Source organism: Pseudomonas promysalinigenes (assembly GCF_014269025.2).
In the GTDB taxonomy this organism is placed as follows: domain Bacteria; phylum Pseudomonadota; class Gammaproteobacteria; order Pseudomonadales; family Pseudomonadaceae; genus Aquipseudomonas; species Aquipseudomonas promysalinigenes.
In genome coordinates, this window is sequence record NZ_CP077094.1 from 993,923 (window position 1) to 1,013,202 (window position 19,280).

Consider the following 19,280-nt stretch of genomic DNA (forward strand, 5'->3'; position numbering starts at 1 on the left):
GGGGGGCGGATTATGCCAGAAAACCTTGGCAATCGATGCACCCGCTGAAGACCGGTGACAGCAGTCTGAGCGCTTTTTTACCCCGGAAGCTTCCTTGATCGAGCTTAGGAAAATCCTTTAAAACCCATCAAAAGGTGGAAAGATCGCCAATCTACCGGGAAAAACCATGCTTAAACAAAATTCAAACGAGCGTATGAAATTTGTGTAATTCCATTTCATGCTCAGCCTTTGGGTAATGATCGACCTTAGCCAGGGTGATCCGGTGCAATGCTGCTGTTAACACCTCAGCCATTCAGGGGTGTTCGCCACGCAGCTCCTTTTCCATTTTTTCGAGTTCCTGGCTGAAGGCCTGGTCCTGAACGGTAGCGCGTTTACGCCAGGGTTTGCGATCCGGCTCCGGTTGCGCCGCATAAGTGGTGACTTCACCACCATAAACTTCCGTGTAACGTTCAGCCTGGCGCTCGAGTTCCGCGCGCAGTTCTTCTTTCGTCACAGTAGTACCTTAATGAGTGATTGTGAGTGATATTGCAAGCAAGCGTAAGTTGCCCAGGCGTTCGCCGCATGTATAGGCAGACTAAGGGCTGACGCCAGTATTCAGTCACGCAGGGGCGCATCCCAGCCGGGATCCGAACATGACAACTACTGCTTTGCCAGTAAGGCTATTTACGCAAATGCGTGCAAACTTTCAAGGCCAGTTATCGGCCGTACAAACTTTGAGCAGGCAAGGCTGTGAGAGTTCGTAAAAGTTTTTTGCGACAACAGAAATAAAACGGCCCCGCACTAGGCGAGGCCGTTGCCTGGGACTTCGACGGTGGGTACCTGACCAGTCTCTCCAAAGAAGCCACATGTGGCAGGAGAAAGGTATAAGTAAATTTGTCAGCGGTCAATTGCGATTATCGGCCGTTCGTTCGATAATCGCACGAGCTAGCGATTTATTTGAGGTGCGCGATGAACGACGAAACCACCGCCTATGACCACGCCAACCCAGAGCCTGTGCGGCCGAGCCTTACGGCGCTGGCGCCGCCTATCGTGGCGTCACCTGCCAAGCGTATCCAGGCATTTACTGGTGACCCGGATTTCATGACCTCACTGGCCCGTGGGCTGGCGGTCATCCAGGCTTTTCAGGAGCGCAAGCGCCACCTGACCATCGCGCAGATCAGCCACCGCACCGAAATCCCCAGGGCGGCCGTGCGTCGCTGCCTGCACACGCTGATCAAATTGGGCTACGCCACCACGAATGGGCGGACTTATTCGCTTCTGCCCAAAGTGTTGACGTTGGGCCACGCCTACCTCTCGTCCACACCACTGGCGGTCTCGGCTCAGCCCTATCTGGACCGCATCAGTGATCAGTTGCACGAAGCAGCCAACATGGCCACTCTGGAAGGCGACGACATTCTTTATATAGCTCGTTCGGCCACGGTGGAGCGGTTGATTTCGGTGGACCTGTCGGTGGGCGGGCGGTTGCCGGCCTATTGCACATCCATGGGGCGGATTTTGCTGGCGGCGATGGACGACACCAGCCTGCGCGAATACCTCGAGCGTGCAGACCTCAAGGCCCGTACCAGCCGCACCCTGAACGACCCTGATTCATTGTTCGCCTGCATTCAGCAGGTGCGCGAGCAGGGCTGGTGTGTGGTGGATCAGGAACTCGAGCAGGGCCTGCGGTCGATCGCAGTGCCGATCTATGATGCCTCTGGCCAAGTGTTGGCGGCGCTGAATGTCAGCACACACGTCGGGCGAGTTACCCGTAGCGAACTGGAGCAGCGTTTCTTGCCCATTCTGTTGGCGGCCAGCCGTGACCTTTGCCATCAGTTGTTCGGTTGACGAAGCGATGTCGAGGTTTCCTGTTCGATAAACGCACAGTGTCGCTCCCGGTGAATTGCGCCTCCCCCAAACGCTGATTAATGTCTCTCGCAACGGTCGGCACAGCCGACCGATACAAGAAAAACATTCGAGGCGTATTCCATGACCACTGTCACTCAACTGCTGCGGCCGCACCCGTTTGCAGTTCCGTTGTATCCAGGCTGACTCAGGCCGCCCTGCATCGCTATTGAAGCCCTGTACTGTTTGCCAAGTGCACAGGCCCAACCGTGCCCAAATTCTGGATAACAACAATGAACCAACCCCATGCTGTCGGGAACAATCTCGACGTCCAGTCGTTCATCAATGAACAACCACTTTCACGCTATCAGTGGCGTGTGGTGATCCTCTGCTTCCTGATCGTTTTCCTCGATGGCCTCGATACTGCGGCCATGGGCTTCATTGCGCCCGCCTTGTCCCAGGAGTGGGGCATCGACCGCGCCAGCCTGGGCCCGGTGATGAGTGCCGCATTGATCGGCATGGTATTCGGCGCCCTGGGCTCGGGGCCGCTGGCCGACCGCTTCGGACGCAAGGGCGTGCTGGTAGGCGCGGTGCTGGTGTTCGGTGGTTTCAGCCTGGCTTCTGCCTATGCCAGCAACGTCGATCAACTGCTGGTATTGCGCTTTCTGACGGGCCTGGGCCTGGGCGCCGGCATGCCCAATGCCACCACGCTGCTGTCCGAATACACCCCAGAGCGTCTCAAGTCGCTGCTGGTGACCAGCATGTTCTGCGGCTTCAACCTTGGCATGGCCGGTGGCGGGTTCATCTCTGCGAAGATGATCCCAGTTTACGGCTGGCATAGCCTGCTGGTGGTCGGCGGCGTGCTGCCGCTGCTGCTGGTGGTAGTGCTGATGGTGTGGCTGCCGGAGTCGGCACGCTTTTTGGTAGTGCGCAATCGCGGTACCGACAAGGTGCGCAAGACCTTGGCGCCGATTGCCCCGTCGGTGATTGCGCAGGCCGCCAGTTTCAGCGTGCCTGAGCAGAAGGCCGTAGCTGCCCGCAACGTGTTCGCGGTGATCTTCTCCGGCACCTATGGCCTGGGCACCGTGTTGCTATGGCTGACCTACTTCATGGGGCTGGTGATCGTCTACCTGTTGACCAGCTGGTTGCCGACGCTGATGCGTGACAGCGGCGCAAGCATGGAGCAGGCCGCGTTCATCGGTGCGCTGTTCCAGTTCGGTGGCGTACTCAGCGCAGTAGCGGTGGGGTGGGCCATGGACCGATTCAACCCGCACAAGGTCATCGGCATTTTCTACCTGCTGGCGGGGGTGTTCGCCTACGCAGTGGGCCAAAGCTTGGGCAACATCACGGTGCTCGCAACCCTGGTGCTGGTTGCTGGCATGTGCGTTAACGGTGCGCAATCGGCCATGCCGTCGCTGGCAGCACGTTTCTACCCAACCCAGGCGCGCGCCACAGGCGTATCGTGGATGTTGGGGATCGGGCGGTTCGGGGCCATTCTGGGTGCCTGGAGCGGCGCCACGCTGTTGGGGCTGGGCTGGAACTTCGAGCAGGTGCTGACGGCCTTGTTGGTGCCCGCGGCACTGGCGACGGTCGGCGTGATCGTCAAAGGCTTGGTAAGCCACGCTGACGCCACTTGATCCGGCGGGGGCTGCTGATGCAGCCCCTTTGAAATACCGATAGCAGGGCAACATTTGGTTCGATAATCGCACCAATAGTCGATTATCGAATTGTAAGCGCACCCCCTGTCTCCTTAATCTGGACCCAACGTAGCACCCCTGGCAGGAGAAGCCTGATGCGTGAAGTATTTATCTGTGACGCCATCCGCACCCCGATCGGCCGCTTCGGCGGCGCCTTGGCCGGCGTGCGCGCCGACGACCTGGCGGCGATCCCGCTCAAGGCGCTGATCGATCGCAACCCATCGGTGCAGTGGGACCAGCTTGACGAGGTGTTCTTCGGCTGTGCCAACCAGGCCGGTGAAGACAACCGCAACGTCGCGCGTATGGCCCTGCTGCTGGCCGGCTTGCCGCAGAGCATCCCTGGGGTGACCTTGAACCGTCTATGCGCCTCTGGAATGGACGCCATCGGCACTGCCTTCCGTGCCATTGCCAGTGGCGAGATGGAGCTGGCAATCGCCGGCGGCGTCGAATCGATGTCGCGTGCGCCATTCGTCATGGGCAAAGCCGAAAGCGGCTACTCGCGCAACATGAAACTTGAGGACACCACCATCGGTTGGCGGTTTATCAACCCGTTGATGAAGAGCCAGTATGGTGTCGATTCCATGCCGCAAACCGCCGACAACGTGGCTGACGACTATCAGGTTTCCCGCGCCGACCAAGATGCGTTTGCCTTGCGCAGCCAGCAGAAAGCGGCTGCTGCCCAGGCTGCCGGTTTCTTCGACGAGGAAATCGTGCCTGTGCGTATCGCTCACAAGAAGGGCGAAACCGTCGTCGAACGCGACGAGCACCTGCGCCCTGAGACCACCTTGGAAGCACTGACCAAGCTCAAACCGGTCAATGGCCCGGACAAGACCGTCACCGCAGGCAACGCCTCGGGCGTGAACGATGGTGCCGCCGCTTTGATTCTGGCATCGGCTGAAGCCGTGAAAAAGCATGGCCTCACCCCACGTGCTCGGGTACTGGGCATGGCCAGCGCCGGTGTCGCCCCGCGGGTGATGGGCATTGGCCCGGTGCCAGCGGTGCGTAAACTGACTGAGCGCCTGGGTGTTGCGGTCAGCGACTTTGATGTGATCGAGCTCAATGAAGCGTTCGCCAGCCAGGGCCTGGCAGTGCTTCGTGAGCTGGGTGTGGCCGACGACGCGCCGCAGGTCAACCCCAATGGCGGCGCGATCGCCCTGGGCCACCCACTGGGCATGAGCGGTGCGCGCCTGGTGTTGACTGCGCTGCATCAGTTGGAGAAGAGCGGCGGCCGTAAAGGCCTGGCGACCATGTGCGTGGGCGTCGGCCAAGGGTTGGCGCTGGCCATCGAACGGGTTTGACCGGTAGCGGCCTTTTAGCGACGTTTCGATGTCCCGGTGAACACGCTTCGCAGAGGAACCACGCCTCCTGCTGTGGGGGCGTCATCATCGTGACTTCAAACCGGCGCGAAGAGGCCGGTACTTTTCAGGCAGGCCCGGGGCCATCCCGTAGGCTGAACGAGGTGTTACCAGGTGTGTCTAGACTTACCTGCAACCTATCAGGAGTAAACACGCCATGACCTCAACTCATTACACCGGTGAAGAGCGCAGCAAGCGCATCTTCGCCATCGTCGGTGCCTCATCAGGCAACCTGGTGGAATGGTTCGACTTCTACGTCTATGCCTTCAGCGCAATCTACTTTGCCGCCTCGTTCTTCCCTTCCGGCGACCCGACCGTGCAACTGCTCAACACCGCCGGTGTATTCGCTGCAGGCTTTCTGATGCGCCCGATCGGCGGCTGGTTGTTCGGGCGGCTGGCCGACCGTCATGGGCGCAAGAACTCCCTGATGATCTCAGTGCTGATGATGTGCTTCGGCTCGCTCATGATCGCCTGCCTACCAACCTATGCCAGCATCGGTGCTTGGGCCCCGGCGCTGCTGTTGCTGGCGCGGTTGATCCAAGGGCTGTCGGTGGGGGGCGAGTATGGCACCACCGCCACTTACATGAGTGAGGTGGCTTTGCGTGGTCAGCGTGGCTTTTACGCATCGTTCCAGTACGTGACCCTGATTGGCGGCCAGTTGTTGGCCGTGCTGGTGGTGGTGGTCATGCAGCAGCTGCTGAGCGAAGAGGAACTGCGGGCGTGGGGCTGGCGTATCCCGTTCGTGGTCGGAGCCATCGCTGCGCTTATCTCGCTGATGCTGCGCCGCTCGCTGCATGAAACCAGCAGCGCCGAAACCCGCAAGGACAAGGACGCAGGTTCGATAAAGGGGTTGTTCCGCAACCACACTGCAGCCTTCATCACCGTACTGGGCTACACCGCAGGTGGTTCGCTGATCTTCTATACCTTCACTACCTACATGCAGAAGTACTTGGTCAACACGGCAGGGATGAACGCCAAGACCGCCAGTTTCGTGATGACCGGGGCGCTGTTCCTGTACATGGTGATGCAACCGTTCTTCGGCATGCTCTCCGACCGCATCGGCCGACGAAATTCGATGTTGCTTTTCGGTGCGCTGGGAACGCTCTTTACCGTCCCGCTGCTGATGGCGCTCAAAACCGTGAGCAGCCCATTCATGGCCTTCGTGCTGATCACCCTGGCGCTGTGCATTGTCAGCTTCTACACCTCGATCAGTGGCCTGGTGAAGGCCGAGATGTTCCCGCCTCAGGTGCGTGCGCTGGGCGTGGGCCTTGCTTACGCGGTGGCCAACGCAGTGTTCGGTGGCTCGGCCGAGTATGTCGCCCTGGGCCTGAAGACCATGGGCATGGAAAACACCTTCTACTGGTATGTGACGGCCATGATGGCGATAGCCTTCCTGTTCAGCTTGCGCCTGCCGAAACAGGCGAAATACCTGCACCACGATGACTAAGGACGTTGCATGAGCAACCAACTGTTCGACGCCTATTTCACCGCCCCGGCCATGCGCGAGGTCTTCTCCGATCGCGGGCGCTTGCAGGGCATGCTCGATTTCGAGGCCGCACTGGCCCGTGCCGAAGCCGATGCCGGTTTGGTCCCGCACAGCGCCGTGGCGGCCATCGAGGCCGCCTGTCACGCTGAACGCTATGATGTGCGTGCCCTGGCCGATGCCATTGCTACCGCTGGCAACTCGGCAATCCCGTTGGTCAAGGCACTGGGCAAGGTAATCGCCAGTGGTGTGCCGGAAGCCGAGCGTTACGTGCACTTGGGCGCCACTAGCCAGGATGCGATGGATACCGGGCTGGTTCTACAGTTGCGCGATGCCCTGGAGCTGATCGAAACCGATCTTGGCAAGCTGGCCGATACGCTGGCTCGGCAGGCGTTGCTGCATGCCGATACACCGCTGGTGGGCCGTACCTGGCTGCAGCATGCCACGCCTGTCACTTTGGGCATGAAGCTGGCCGGGGTGCTCGGGGCCCTGACCCGACATCGCCAACGCCTGCAGCAATTGCGCCCGCGTTTACTGGTGCTGCAGTTCGGTGGCGCTTCCGGGAGCCTGGCCGCGCTGGGCAACAAAGCCCTGCCGGTAGCTGAAGGGCTTGCCGCGCAACTCAAACTGGCGTTGCCTGAACAGCCTTGGCACACCCAGCGTGATCGCCTGGTGGAGTTCGCGTCGGTATTGGGCCTGGTGGCCGGTAGCCTGGGCAAGTTCGGTCGCGATATCAGCCTGCTGATGCAGACCGAAGCCGGTGAGGTGTTCGAGCCTTCGGCGCCGGGCAAGGGCGGGTCGTCGACCATGCCACACAAGCGCAACCCAGTGGGCGCGGCGGTGCTGATCGGCGCCGCTACGCGGGTTCCTGGCCTGCTCTCGACTTTGTATGCCGCCATGCCCCAGGAGCACGAACGCAGCCTTGGCCTGTGGCATGCGGAATGGGAAACCCTGCCGGACATCTGCTGCCTGGTCTCTGGCGCTTTGCGCCAGGCCCAGGTAATTGCCGAGGGTATGGAGGTGGACGCCGAGCGTATGCGTCGCAACCTGGACCTGACCCAAGGGCTGGTGCTGGCTGAAGCGGTCAGCATTGTCCTCGCTCAGCGCCTGGGTCGTGACCGCGCCCACCATTTGCTGGAGCAGTGCTGTCAGCGGGCAGTGGCCGAACAACGTCACCTGCGCGCGGTACTGGGCGATGAGCCGCAGGTCAGTGCCGAGCTGAGCGCCGAGGAACTCGACCGCCTGCTCGATCCTGCTCATTATCTTGGCCAGGCCCGCGTCTGGGTGGCGCGCGCCGTGGCTGAACATCAACGTTTGACTGCCTGAAGGAGATCGCTGTGGCGCATGTGCAACTGGCCGATGGCGTACTGAACTACCAACTCGACGGCCCGGCCGATGCCCCGGTGCTGGTATTGTCCAACTCGCTGGGTACCGACCTTGGCATGTGGGACAGCCAGATCCCGCTGTGGAGCGAGCATTTCCGGGTGCTGCGCTACGACACCCGCGGCCACGGTGGCTCGCAAGTCACCGAAGGGCCTTACAGCATCGAGCAGTTGGGCAAGGATGTGCTGGCACTGCTCGATGCACTGGGCATCGAGCATGCGCATTTCGTAGGGCTGTCCATGGGCGGCCTGATCGGCCAGTGGCTGGGCATTCATGCCGGCGCCCGCCTGCATAGCCTGACGCTTTGCAACACCGCAGCGAAGATCGGCAACGACGAGGTCTGGAACACACGTATCGACACCGTACTCAAGGGCGGTCAGCAAGCGATGGTCGATCTGCGCGATGCCTCCATCGCCCGCTGGTTCACCCCGGCATTCGCCCAGCAGCAGCCACAGCAGGCCCAGCGCATCTGCCAAATGCTCGCGCAGACCAGCCCCGAGGGTTATGCGGCCAACTGCGCGGCGGTTCGCGACGCTGATTTTCGTGAGCAATTGGGCCGTATCCAGGTCGCTACGTTGATCGTTGCCGGTACCGAGGACGTGGTCACCACCCCCGAACATGGCCGCTTCATGCAGGCCGGCATCATCGGTGCCACCTATGCTGAGTTCCCGGCTGCGCACCTTTCCAATGTCGAGATCGGCGAGGCGTTCAGCCGCCGGGTGCTCGACTTCCTGCTGGCTCGCTGAGGGATTGGCCATGGATGAGAAACAACGCTACGACGCCGGCATGCAGGTACGCCGTGCAGTGCTGGGTGACGCCCACGTCGACCGCAGCCTCGAGAAACTCAACGGCTTCAACGGCGAGTTTCAGGAAATGATCACCCGTCATGCCTGGGGTGATATCTGGACCCGCCCGGGCTTGCCACGGCATACCCGTAGCCTGATCACCATCGCCATGTTGATCGGCATGAACCGCAACGACGAGCTCAAGCTGCACTTGCGTGCAGCGGCCAACAACGGCGTGACCCGCGATGAGATCAAAGAAGTGCTGATGCAGAGTGCGATCTATTGCGGTATCCCGGCGGCCAACGCCACGTTCCACCTGGCAGAATCGGTGTGGGACGAGTTGGGCGTGGAATCGCGCGGCTAAACCCCGCGCATGGCCACCGGCCCGGCATTGGCTTCTACCGCTTGCTTCAACGCCGGGCACAGACCCAGCATGAATGCTGCTTCAGCGACCACGAACAGCGGGCCTATGATCAGCCCGCTGATATCGTCGACGAATGCAGGTTTGCGGCCTTCGTAGTAATGCCCGACGAACTGAATGATCCAGCCCACCACGAAAGTCCCCAGCCCGGCACTGAGCCACACGGCGGTCGATTGCATGGCCAGTGCCTGGCCGATCCATAAGCACACCCCCAGCAGCAGGCCCATCACCAGGCCAAAGCGCACGTCCAGGCGCAGGTAGAACCACACCGAAGCCGCCGCGCCAAGCAGGGCAGGGGACAACCACATTCCCGCCAGTTCCCAGCCGGGTCGCGACAGCAGGACCGTGACCGCGACGACTATCAGCGGGATGCCAACGAAGTGGGTGGCGATGTTGCGCGGGTCGCGGTGGTAGTTGGCGTATTGGCTCAGGTGTTCGACGAGGTTTTTCATTGTTGTTCCTCCCTGTGTGGCCGATATCTCGATATAGCTGAGAATAGCCTGCAGCGGCCACCATCATCAGCAGAGCGAATGGCAGCAGCGTGCTGGGAGCAATCGACGTCGCGCAAGGTACCGAGCAAAAGTACAACGAACGCAGGGCCGGCAGGCCTCTGCGCGGGCAACCCGCGTAGAGACCTGGGGTTCAGAGAAGATTCAGCGGGTAGCTTACGATCAAGCGGTTCTCGTCGAACGAGTTGGTGCTGAAGTTGCGGCGCATGGTGGAGTTGCGCCATTTCACGGACAGGTCCTTGAAGGTGCCCGACTGGATCACATAGGCCAGCTCGCTCTCGCGCGCCCATTCCTTGCCATCGGTCACCACGCCGCTGGTGACGTTATCACCCTTGATGTAGCGGTTCATCAGCGTCAGGCCGGGGATACCTACGCTGACGAAGTTGAAGTCGTGGCGCACCTGCCAGGAACGTTCCTTGGCATTGTCGAAGCTTGAGTTGTAGCTGTCGTTGGCCAGGGTGCCGCCACTGGTGCCGTTGACACGCATCCAGGCGTTGTCGCCACTGACTTTTTGCAGGCCAACGTAGAAGGTGTTGCCCTTGTAGCGGGCTGAGAGCATCGCCGACGCCGTGCGGTTGTCCAGTTGCCCTGCGCGCTCGGAGCCATCTTCCTTACCCCAGAAGTAGCCGAGGTTGGCGCCCAAGGTCCAGTCGCCAAGCGGTTGGCTGTGCACCAGGTTCAGGTATTGCTGGCGGTAGATGTCTTTGAGTTGAGCGTCCCACAGGCCGACCATGGTGCGCTTGTCGTTGAAGGTGTATTCACCACCTGCGAAGTTGAAACGATCGGAGGTGACCGCCGCGCGGCCGGTCATCGACATGTCTTCCATGCTGGCGTCGTTACGCGGGCTGTTGGCGCGGAACTGGCCGCCATACAGGGTCAGCCCGTCGATCTCTTTCGAAGTGATCTGGCCACCGCGGAAGGTCTGAGGCAGCGAGCGGCCATCGTCCGAGCGCAGAATCGGCAGCACCGGCATCCATTCGCCGACCTTGAGCTCAGTTTGCGACAGCTTGGCTTTCAGGGCCACGCCCAGGCGGCCAAAGTCGTCAGCGGGACGGCCGTCATCGTGCACCGGCAGCAATTGGGTGTTGGTGGTGCCTTTGCCACCATCGAGCTTGACCGAGTACAGGCCCAGCACGTCGACCCCAAAACCGACGGTGCCCTGGGTGAAACCGGAACGTGCATCGAGGATGAAGCTCTGGGTCCATTCTTCGGCCTTGCCTTGCGGATGGGCTGGGTCGACGAAATTACGGTTGATGTAAAAATTGCGCAGGTTGAGGCTGGCCTTGGCGTCCTCCATGAACCCACCGGTGTCGGCGGCGTAGACGGGCAGGGCGCAGGAGATGGCCAACAGGCCGGGCAGCAGCTGGCGTGCGGGTTGGGAAGTGCTCATCTGTCGTGGATCTCTTGTTGTTATGGTCGAACCGTTCTCGTGCAGGGCTAGCTGCAGCTGCGGTCTTCTTGATGAACGGATACAGCATTGCGTGGAGAATGTTGCGGGGCACTGTGGGGGTGAGGCAATTCGCCGCAAACGGTTTGGGGCGATAATCGAACGCTATGTTCCAGCTGGTTAATTTCGCCCAATAAAAAGCCCAGCACTAGGCTGGGCTGGGGTGGGCTGCCAGAAGATCAGCCTTTGGGGGTAGTCGCCGAAGCCTGTTGGTTGGCTTGACCGGTTCGCTCGTACCAGCCACCGCCGAGGGCTTTGTACAGGTTGACCTCGCTGGTCAGCTGCGCAAGACGATCGGTGATCAACGCCTGCTGGGCGCTGAACAGGTTGCGCTGGGCGTCGAGGAAGGTCAGGTTGCTGTCGATACCAATACGGTAACGGCGCTCGGCCAGGCGGTAGTAGTCCTGGTTGGCCTGCACCAGATCGCGCTGAGCCTGTAACTGCTCTTCGAAGGTCTTGCGTGCCGCCAGGCCGTCGGACACTTCCTGGAAGGCAGTCTGAACGGTCTTTTCGTACTTGGCGACGTTGATGTCCTTCTGGATCTTCGAGTAGTCCAGGCTCGCTTTGAGACTGCCTGCGTTGAAGATCGGCAGGTTGATCTGCGGCTGGAACAGCCAAGTGCCCTGGCCGCCGGAGAACAGGTGGCCCAGGTCAGGGCTGAGGCTGCCGGCATTGGCGGTCAGGCTGATGCTGGGGAAGAATGCAGCACGGGCTGCGCCAATGTTGGCGTTGGCGGCCTTGAGCAAATGCTCGGCTTCCTGGATGTCCGGGCGACGCTGGAGCAGTTCGGACGGCAGGCCCGCCGGGACTTCTGCCAATTGATCGGCATCGAGTTTCAGCGGCTGTGGCAGGTTGGCCGGAATGCTGGTTCCCAGCAGTACCGCAAGGCTGTTTGTGTCCTGAGCGATCAGGCGCTGATACTGCGAAAACTTGACTCGGGCCCCTTCGACGGCGGTACGTGCCTGGCTCAGGTCGAGCGCCGACGCCACGCCGACCTCGTTGCTGCGGCGAGTCAGGTTGTAGCTTTCCTCGTAGGTTTTCAGCGTCTCCTGGGTCAGCTTGAACAGGGCCTGGTCGGCCTGCCAGGTGTAGTACGCATTGGCAACGCTGGCCACCAGGGCGATCTGCGTTGAGCGGCGTGCCTGTTCACTGGACAGGTAGGTTTCCAGGGCTTGCTCGGTCAGGCTGCGTACGCGGCCGAACAGGTCAAGCTCGTAGGCGCTGACACCGAGGGTGGCCGAGTACTGGCTGGTGATGTTCGACTCGCCAGTGGTCGACATGTTGGCCGGCACACGCTGGCGGGTACCACTGGCATTGGCCGACACCGCCGGGAACAAATCAGCGCGCTGGATGCGGTACTGGGCTCGGTAAGCGTCGATGTTCAAGGCCGCCACACGCAGGTCGCGGTTGTTTTCCAGGGAGGTCTGGATCAACTGCTGCAAGGCCGGGTCATTGAAGAATTGACGCCAGCCTTGTTCTGCAGCGGCGACGTCGGCCGACTCGGCCGGCGAATACGCCGGGCCTTGCGGCCACTGCGAAGGCACCGGGGACTCAGGGGTCTGGTAGTCAGGGATCAGCGAGCAGCCGCCGAGAATGAAAGCGGTTACCGCCAGGGACAATAAAGACTTGGTCATTGCCCAGCCTCATAACGTGGAGTTTCAGGGGTGACGTCTTTTTCCGGCTCTTTGCTGCCGAACAGTGACGACACTGTGACGAAGAATAGCGGTACCCAGAAGATGGCCAGGAGGGTCGCACTGATCATGCCGCCGATCACACCGGTGCCGATGGCATGCTGGCTGCCGGCGCCTGCGCCGCTGGCGATGGTCAACGGTACCACGCCAAGGATGAACGCCAGCGAGGTCATGATGATCGGGCGCAGACGCATGCGGCATGCTTCGATAGCCGCGTCGTACAGGCTGCGACCCTGCTCGTGCAGTTCTTTGGCGAATTCCACGATCAGGATCGCGTTCTTCGCCGCAAGGCCGATGGTGGTCAGCAGGCCGACCAGGAAGTACACATCGTTGGAGAGGCCGCGCAGGCTGGTAGCGATCAGCGCACCGATGATACCCAGTGGGACCACCAGCACGACGGCGATCGGAATGGACCAGCTTTCATACAGCGCTGCCAGGCAGAGGAACACGAACAGTACCGAAAGGGCGAACAGCGCCGGCATCTGCGAGCCGGAGAGTTTTTCCTCGTAGGACATGCCGGTCCAGGAGTAGCCGACACCTGCTGGCAATTCACCGGCGATGCGTTCGACCTCGGCCATGGCTTCACCGGTGCTGTAACCCGGCGCCGGGGCACCGAGAATCTCCATCGCCTCGACGCCGTTGTAACGCGACAGTTTCGGCGAACCGTAGGTCCACTCACCCTTGGCAAAGGAGGAGAACGGCACCATCTCGCCTGCGCCGTTGCGCACGTACCACTTCTGCAGGTCTTCCGGGCTCATCCGCGAGTTGGCTTCACCCTGGATGTACACCTTCTTCACTCGGCCACGGTCGATGAAGTCGTTGACGTAACTGGCACCCAGGGCAATCGACAGGGTGTTGTTGATGTCGGAAATGGTCACGCCCAAGGCGCTGGCACGTTCGTCATCAATGATCAGCTGATACTGCGGCTCATCGTTCAAGCCGTTCGGCCGCACGCCACTCAGGACCTTGCTTTGCGAGGCTTTTGCCAGAAACTCGTTGCGCGCTTCCATCAGCTTGGCATGCCCGACACCACCACGGTCCTGAAGGAAAACGTCGAAGCCTGTCGCGTTACCCAGCTCCAGAACGGCAGGCGGGGCGAAGGCGAATACCATTGCATCACGGAAGGTGAAGAAGTGCTGCTGGGCGCGTTGGGCCAAGGCGAACACGCTGTTCTCCTGGGAACGTTCGCCCCAGGGCTTGAGCATGATGAAGGCCATGCCCGAACTCTGCCCACGGCCGGCGAAGTTGAAACCGTTGACGGTAAATACCGAGGACACGGTGTCGGCTTCGTCCTTGAGCAGGTATTCGCGCATCTGATCGACCACCGCCTGAGTCCGTTCGGCACTGGAGCCTGCCGGTGTTTGCACCTGGGCAAACAGCACGCCCTGGTCTTCCTCTGGCAGGAACGCGGTAGGGATGCGCGAGAACAGCCAGATCATACCGACCACAATCAACGCGTAGGCCAGCAGGAACGGCACCTTGTTGCGCAGGATACCGCCCACGCTGCGTTCGTAGCCGTTGACGCTGCGGTCGAAGTTGCGGTTGAACCAGCCGAAGAAACCGCCTTTGGCCGTGTGGTGCTCACCCTTCTTCAGCGGCTTGAGCATGGTGGCACAAAGGGCTGGTGTGAAGATCAACGCCACCAGCACCGAAAGGCCCATGGCCGAGACGATGGTGATGGAGAACTGCCGGTAGATGACGCCAGTAGAGCCCCCGAAGAACGCCATGGGCAGCAGTACCGCCGACAGCACCAAGGCGATACCCACCAGGGCGCCCTGGATCTGCTGCATCGAGCGCTTGGTCGCCTCCTTGGGCGGCAAGCCTTCCTCGGACATCACCCGCTCGACGTTCTCCACCACGACGATGGCGTCGTCCACCAACAAGCCGATGGCCAGAACCATGGCGAACATGGTCAGGGTGTTGATACTGAAGCCCGCTGCGGCAAGGATGCCGAAGGTGCCCAGCAATACCACCGGGACCGTCATGGTGGTGATGATGGTGGCGCGGAAATTCTGCAGGAACAGGTACATCACCAAAAACACCAGGACCACAGCTTCGATCAGGGTGTGAATCACGCCGCTGATCGATTCGGTGACCACTGGGGTGGTGTCATAGGGGAATACGGCCTTCACCCCAGGCGGGAAGAACGGCTCCAGATCGGCGATGGTCTGGCGCAGGGCTTTGGCGGTGTCCAGCGCGTTGGCACCGGTTGCCAGCTTGACCGCCAGGCCCGAGGCAGGCTTGCCGTTGAACTGCGCACTGACCGCGTAGTTTTCGCCACCCAGGCCAACCTGGGCGACATCACCCAGGCGTACCTGGGAACCATCGCTGTTGACCTTGAGCAGAATCTTCTCGAACTGCTCGGCAGTCTGCAGGCGGGTCTTGCCGATGATCGTCGCGTTAAGCTGGGTACCTGGCACGGCCGGCAGGCCGCCGAGCTGGCCGGAGGATACTTGCACGTTCTGTGCGGCCACTGCGGTTTTGACATCCACCGGGGTGAGCTGGAATTTGTTCAGCTTGGCCGGATCGAGCCAGATCCGCATGGCGTATTGCGCGCCGAACACCTGGAAGTCGCCCACGCCGGCAGTCCGCGAAATCGGGTCCTGCATGTTGGAGACGATGTAGTTGGCCAGGTCGTCCTTGGTCATGCTGCCGTCTTCGGACACCAGGCCAATCACCATCAGGAAGTTCTTGACCGCCTTGGTGACTCGGATGCCCTGCTGCTGCACTTCCTGCGGCAGCAGTGGGGTGGCCAGGTTCAGCTTGTTCTGTACCTGCACCTGGGCGGTATCGGCGTTGGTGCCCTGCTCGAAGGTCGCGGTGATGGTCATGCTGCCGTCGGAGTTACTTTCCGACGATACATATCGCAGGTTGTCGATGCCGTTGAGCTGCTGTTCGATGACCTGCACCACGGTATCCTGCACCGTCTGCGCCGAGGCGCCCGGGTAGGTCACGGCGATGGCGATGGCCGGCGGTGCGATGCTTGGGTACTGATTGATCGGCAGCTTCAGAATTGACAGAGCGCCGACCAGCATGATCACCAAGGCGATCACCCAGGCGAAGATCGGGCGATCGATAAAGAACTTCGACATGGTTTACTCCGCTTTGGCGTCTGCTTTCGCCGCGTTGGCCTGATCAGGGCTTTGCGGCTTCTTGACGTTGGTGGCATCGCTGACCTTGACCTCGACGCCTGGGCGTACATATTGCAGGCCTTCGGTGATCAGGCGGTCGCCGGGATTCAAGCCTTCCTCGATCAGCCAGTCGCTACCCAACGTACGGCTAGCCTTGAGCTGGCGCAGTTCCACCTTGTTTTCCTGATTGACAACCAGTGCGGTCGGCGCGCCTTTGAGGTCACGCGTTACGCCCTGTTGTGGGGCCAGGATGGCATTGGCGTTGACCCCGGCCTTGAGCCGTGCATGCACGAACATACCTGGCAGCAGAGTGTGATCAGGGTTGGGGAACAGCGCACGCAGGGTCACCGAGCCGGTGGTCTCATCGACTGCGACTTCAGAGAACTCCAAGCGGCCTTCCTGCTTGTAGAGGCTGCCGTCTTCAAGCACCAACTGCACCGAGGCAGCGTTGTTGCCGGCCTTTTGCAGCTGGCCGCTTTCCAGGTCGCGGCGCAGCTTGAGCAGCTCGGCGGTAGACTGGGTGACGTCGACGTAGATCGGGTCCAGCTGCTGGATGGTGGCCATGGCGTTTGTCTGGCCATTGTTCACCAGTGCGCCTTCGGTGACCGAGGACCGGCCGATCCGACCGCTGATCGGGGCGAGGACCTTGGTGTAGCGCAGGTCGATCTGGGCACTTTTCAGCGACGCTTCGGCCTGCAATCGTTTGGCATTGGCATCGTCGAACTCCTGTTTCGACACCGCCTGCTCGCTCACCAGTTGCTTATAGCGTTCGGCCAGCGATTTGGTCGCTTGCAGATTGGCCTGAGCGTTGGCCAGGGTGGCTTCGTACACGGCAGGGTCGATCTGATAAAGCTGTTGGCCTTCTTTGACGTCGCTGCCTTCTTTGAACAGGCGCTTGAGGATGATGCCGTTGACCTGTGGGCGCACTTCGGCGACGCGGAAGGCGCTGGTGCGGCCTGGCAGTTCCGAGGTCAGGGTGAAGGGTTGCGGTTGAATGGTTACTACGCCGACCTGAGGAGCCTGCGCTGCAGGCGCGGCTTCTTCTTTCTTGCAGCCACTTAGCAGGGTTGCCAGGGCGACGGCGGAAACCAGAGCGGTAACGGCTGGCTTGAATTGCATGAGGATCCTCGGGTCGCTAGAGCAGGGAGACGCTCAAGAGTAATGGAAGAGTCTTGTCAGAAAAAAACTATCCGGTGGATAAATAGCTTACTAACGAATATACTTACATTCACGGTTGTTTGTAAATACTGCTGGTAGTACTTAGCTACTACCGTAGCCCCTGATTAGTTCATCCGTGAGGCACCCTGCAGAGGTGCCCTCGGCGGTTTACCCGTCTGCCAGTGCAGCCGGCCCCAGATGAGGTTGCACTGCCATGGTCCGTCGAACCAAAGAAGAAGCCCAGGAAACCCGCGCCCAGATCATCGAAGCTGCGGAGAAGGCCTTCTACAAGCGCGGAATCGCGCGAACCACCCTGGCCGACATCGCCGAGCTGGCAGGTGTGACCCGAGGGGCGATCTACTGGCATTTCAACAACAAGGCGGAGCTTGTGCAGGCGCTGCTCGACAGCCTGCACGAAACCCATGACCACCTGGCGCGGGCCAGTGAAAGCGAAGACGAACTGGACCCGCTCGGCTGCATGCGCAAGCTGTTGCTGCAAGTACTCACCGAACTGGTGCTGGACGCCCGTACCCGACGTATCAATGAGATCCTGCATCACAAGTGCGAGTTCACCGACCAAATGTGTGAAATTCGCCAGCAGCGCCAAGGTGCGGTGCTGGATTGCCACGTAGGCATCAAGCTGGCCTTCGCCAACGCCGTGCGTCGTGGCCAGTTGCCTGGCGATCTGGATATCGAGCGCGCGGCCGTTGCCTTGTTCGCCTATATCGATGGGCTGATCGGGCGCTGGCTGCTGCTGCCGGACAGTTTCGATCTGTTGCGCGATGCGGAAAAATGGGTCGACACCGGGCTGGATATGCTGCGCTTGAGCCCGGCGCTGCGCAAATGACACTTTGTTAAGGATTGTGAGGAAGTGTTTCCCGACTGTATTAACGGGGGATTAACCCACGCACCTTCAGCGCCCACGCAACTGCCGATCAGGCAGGGCCAGTGCCGCCAGCAACCCCAGCAGCGCGATGCTCGCACTGCCCAGCAACACATGGCGGAACGTTGCCAGCAGCCGCGTTTGCGTATCAGGGTCCGCCTGCCCGGCCTTGAGGCTGCCTAGCAGCGGGTTACCCAGCAACTCGAAGCCATCATGATGCAGCAGCGCCAGCAGCAGGCTGGACATGCACGCCACGCCCATGGCGCCTCCCAACGAACGGAATAGGTTGGTGGTGCTGGTGGCAACCCCGATATCCCTGCTGTCCACGGCGCTCTGTGTACCCACCAGCGACGTCGGGAACTGCAGGCCACAGGCGATGCCAGTCAGCAGCATGAACAGACCGCCGAGCATGGCCGATTGTGGTGGGGTGATGGCCATTGCGCAGATCGCCACGGGCATCAGCAGTGCGCCGGCCAGAATCTGCGGTTTGAAGCGGCCGGTACGGCTGGTCATGCGACCACCGGTAAACGCGCCAATGGGCAGCCCCATTGCCAATGGCAACAGATGCAACGCGGCGCTATCGGCACCGGCGCCGGTGATGCCCTGAAAGCGCAGCGGCATCAACATGGTCAACGAAATCGACTGAAAACTGGCGCAGAAGATCACCGCCCAGCACAGCACCGCCACCCGGTTACCGAATAGGCCCATGGGCAGTAACGGTTCCGGGCAGCGGCGCTCGTGGCCAATGAACAACGCCAGGCCGAATACTGCGCAAGCGAACAAGGCCAGCACCGAGGGCGCGGTCCAGGGTTGGCCCTGGCCGACCAGGGTGATACCTAGCAGCAGGCTGCCCAGGCCAATAATCAATAGCACGGCGCCTAGATAGTCGACCCGAGCTTGGCGATGCTGCACCGGCATGCCAGCCAGGGCGCGATGGATCGCCCAAAGCGCCAATAGGCCCAGCGGCAGATTGATCCAGAACACCCAGCGCCAGGACAGGTATTCGGTCAGCCAGCCGCCGAGCACCGGTCCAGCTACGCTGGCCACGGCGTACATGCTGCTGAAGTAGCCTTGGTAGCGCCCACGCTCACGCGGCGGCACGAAATCACCAATGATCGCCTGGCTCACCGACACCATGCCGCCGGCGCCTATGCCCTGCAGCACGCGCGCCATGACCAGTTGCGGCATGTTCTGGGCCAGGGCGCAGCCTATCGAGGCCAGGGTGAACAGGCTGATACCGGTGAGGATCATGCGCCGACGACCATAGAGGTCGCCGAGCTTGCCGTAGATGGGCACGGCAATGGTCATCGCCACCATGTAGCCGGAGATGACCCAGGCCAACAAGCCGAAGTCGTCGAATTGAGCTGAGATCGCGGGCATCGAGACCGCGACGATGGTCTGGTCCAGGGCGCCGAGGAAAATCGCCAGCATCAAGGCAGTCAGCACGTTGCGCAGAACGGTCGGGGGCAGGGCGGCGGTCACGGGGGCACCTTGTGTTGTGAAGCAGCGCGAATAG

General features: G+C 61.1%; 15 protein-coding genes. 8 read left to right on the top strand and 7 right to left on the bottom strand.

The annotated features are described in order from the left end of the window. Window positions 1–292: 292 nt before the first annotated feature. Entirely contained in the window at window positions 293–493 is a 201-nt protein-coding gene (locus HU725_RS04670; protein WP_060478067.1) for a hypothetical protein, read from the bottom strand. A 455-nt stretch (window positions 494–948) separates the two neighbouring features. On the opposite strand from HU725_RS04670, the gene pcaR reads away from it, so the two are divergent. From pcaR to pcaC, 7 genes are all read left to right on the top strand, one after another. After that, window positions 949–1,824, top strand: a complete 876-nt coding sequence (gene pcaR / locus HU725_RS04675) for a pca regulon transcriptional regulator PcaR (protein WP_060478066.1) — start codon at window positions 949–951, stop codon at window positions 1,822–1,824. A 290-nt stretch (window positions 1,825–2,114) separates the two neighbouring features. Beyond that, entirely contained in the window at window positions 2,115–3,458 is a 1,344-nt protein-coding gene (gene pcaK, locus HU725_RS04680; RefSeq protein WP_060478065.1) for a 4-hydroxybenzoate transporter PcaK, read from the top strand. Between the two features lie 152 nt (window positions 3,459–3,610). Further along, window positions 3,611–4,816 (top strand): 3-oxoadipyl-CoA thiolase, encoded by a 1,206-nt coding sequence (pcaF, locus tag HU725_RS04685; protein ID WP_186477635.1) that lies wholly within the window; start codon window positions 3,611–3,613, stop codon window positions 4,814–4,816. A gap of 214 nt (window positions 4,817–5,030) precedes the next feature. After that, the gene (locus HU725_RS04690) at window positions 5,031–6,320 is read left to right on the top strand and encodes an MFS family transporter (RefSeq protein ID WP_186477529.1); all 1,290 of its coding nucleotides are present in this window, start codon (window positions 5,031–5,033) and stop codon (window positions 6,318–6,320) included. A 9-nt stretch (window positions 6,321–6,329) separates the two neighbouring features. Beyond that, entirely contained in the window at window positions 6,330–7,682 is a 1,353-nt protein-coding gene (locus HU725_RS04695; protein WP_060478062.1) for a 3-carboxy-cis,cis-muconate cycloisomerase, read from the top strand. A gap of 11 nt (window positions 7,683–7,693) precedes the next feature. Further along, complete coding sequence (pcaD, locus tag HU725_RS04700) at window positions 7,694–8,485, top strand: 3-oxoadipate enol-lactonase (RefSeq protein ID WP_186477530.1); 792 nt, start codon at window positions 7,694–7,696, stop codon at window positions 8,483–8,485. A gap of 10 nt (window positions 8,486–8,495) precedes the next feature. Next, window positions 8,496–8,888 carry a 4-carboxymuconolactone decarboxylase gene (gene pcaC / locus HU725_RS04705; protein WP_060478060.1) on the top strand — a complete coding sequence of 131 codons (393 nt, stop codon included), beginning with the start codon at window positions 8,496–8,498 and terminating at the stop codon, window positions 8,886–8,888. Here pcaC and HU725_RS04710 read toward each other — a convergent pair. From HU725_RS04710 to ttgA, 5 genes are all read right to left on the bottom strand, one after another. Beyond that, window positions 8,885–9,397 carry an Mpo1 family 2-hydroxy fatty acid dioxygenase gene (locus HU725_RS04710; RefSeq protein WP_186477531.1) on the bottom strand — a complete coding sequence of 171 codons (513 nt, stop codon included), beginning with the start codon at window positions 9,395–9,397 and terminating at the stop codon, window positions 8,885–8,887. The genes pcaC and HU725_RS04710 overlap by 4 nt on opposite strands. A gap of 190 nt (window positions 9,398–9,587) precedes the next feature. Then, window positions 9,588–10,844 carry an OprD family porin gene (locus HU725_RS04715; RefSeq protein WP_186477532.1) on the bottom strand — a complete coding sequence of 419 codons (1,257 nt, stop codon included), beginning with the start codon at window positions 10,842–10,844 and terminating at the stop codon, window positions 9,588–9,590. A gap of 236 nt (window positions 10,845–11,080) precedes the next feature. After that, a complete protein-coding gene (locus HU725_RS04720; RefSeq protein WP_186477533.1) occupies window positions 11,081–12,535 on the bottom strand; it encodes an AdeC/AdeK/OprM family multidrug efflux complex outer membrane factor in 1,455 nt (484 codons plus the stop codon). Continuing rightward, on the bottom strand, window positions 12,532–15,684 hold the full coding sequence (ttgB, locus tag HU725_RS04725; RefSeq protein ID WP_186477534.1) for a multidrug efflux RND transporter permease subunit TtgB: 3,153 nt from the start codon (window positions 15,682–15,684) through the stop codon (window positions 12,532–12,534). The genes HU725_RS04720 and ttgB overlap by 4 nt, the downstream gene beginning before the upstream one ends. 3 nt (window positions 15,685–15,687) lie before the next feature. Then, window positions 15,688–16,842, bottom strand: a complete 1,155-nt coding sequence (ttgA, locus tag HU725_RS04730; RefSeq protein WP_186477535.1) for a toluene efflux RND transporter periplasmic adaptor subunit TtgA — start codon at window positions 16,840–16,842, stop codon at window positions 15,688–15,690. A 253-nt stretch (window positions 16,843–17,095) separates the two neighbouring features. Here ttgA and HU725_RS04735 point away from each other — a divergent pair, with 253 nt between their 5' ends. Next, window positions 17,096–17,728, top strand: a complete 633-nt coding sequence (locus HU725_RS04735; protein WP_186477536.1) for a TetR family transcriptional regulator — start codon at window positions 17,096–17,098, stop codon at window positions 17,726–17,728. A gap of 66 nt (window positions 17,729–17,794) precedes the next feature. Here HU725_RS04735 and HU725_RS04740 read toward each other — a convergent pair whose 3' ends face one another. Further along, window positions 17,795–19,246 (bottom strand): MDR family MFS transporter, encoded by a 1,452-nt coding sequence (locus tag HU725_RS04740; protein WP_186477537.1) that lies wholly within the window; start codon window positions 19,244–19,246, stop codon window positions 17,795–17,797. Between the last annotated feature and the right edge of the window lie 34 nt (window positions 19,247–19,280).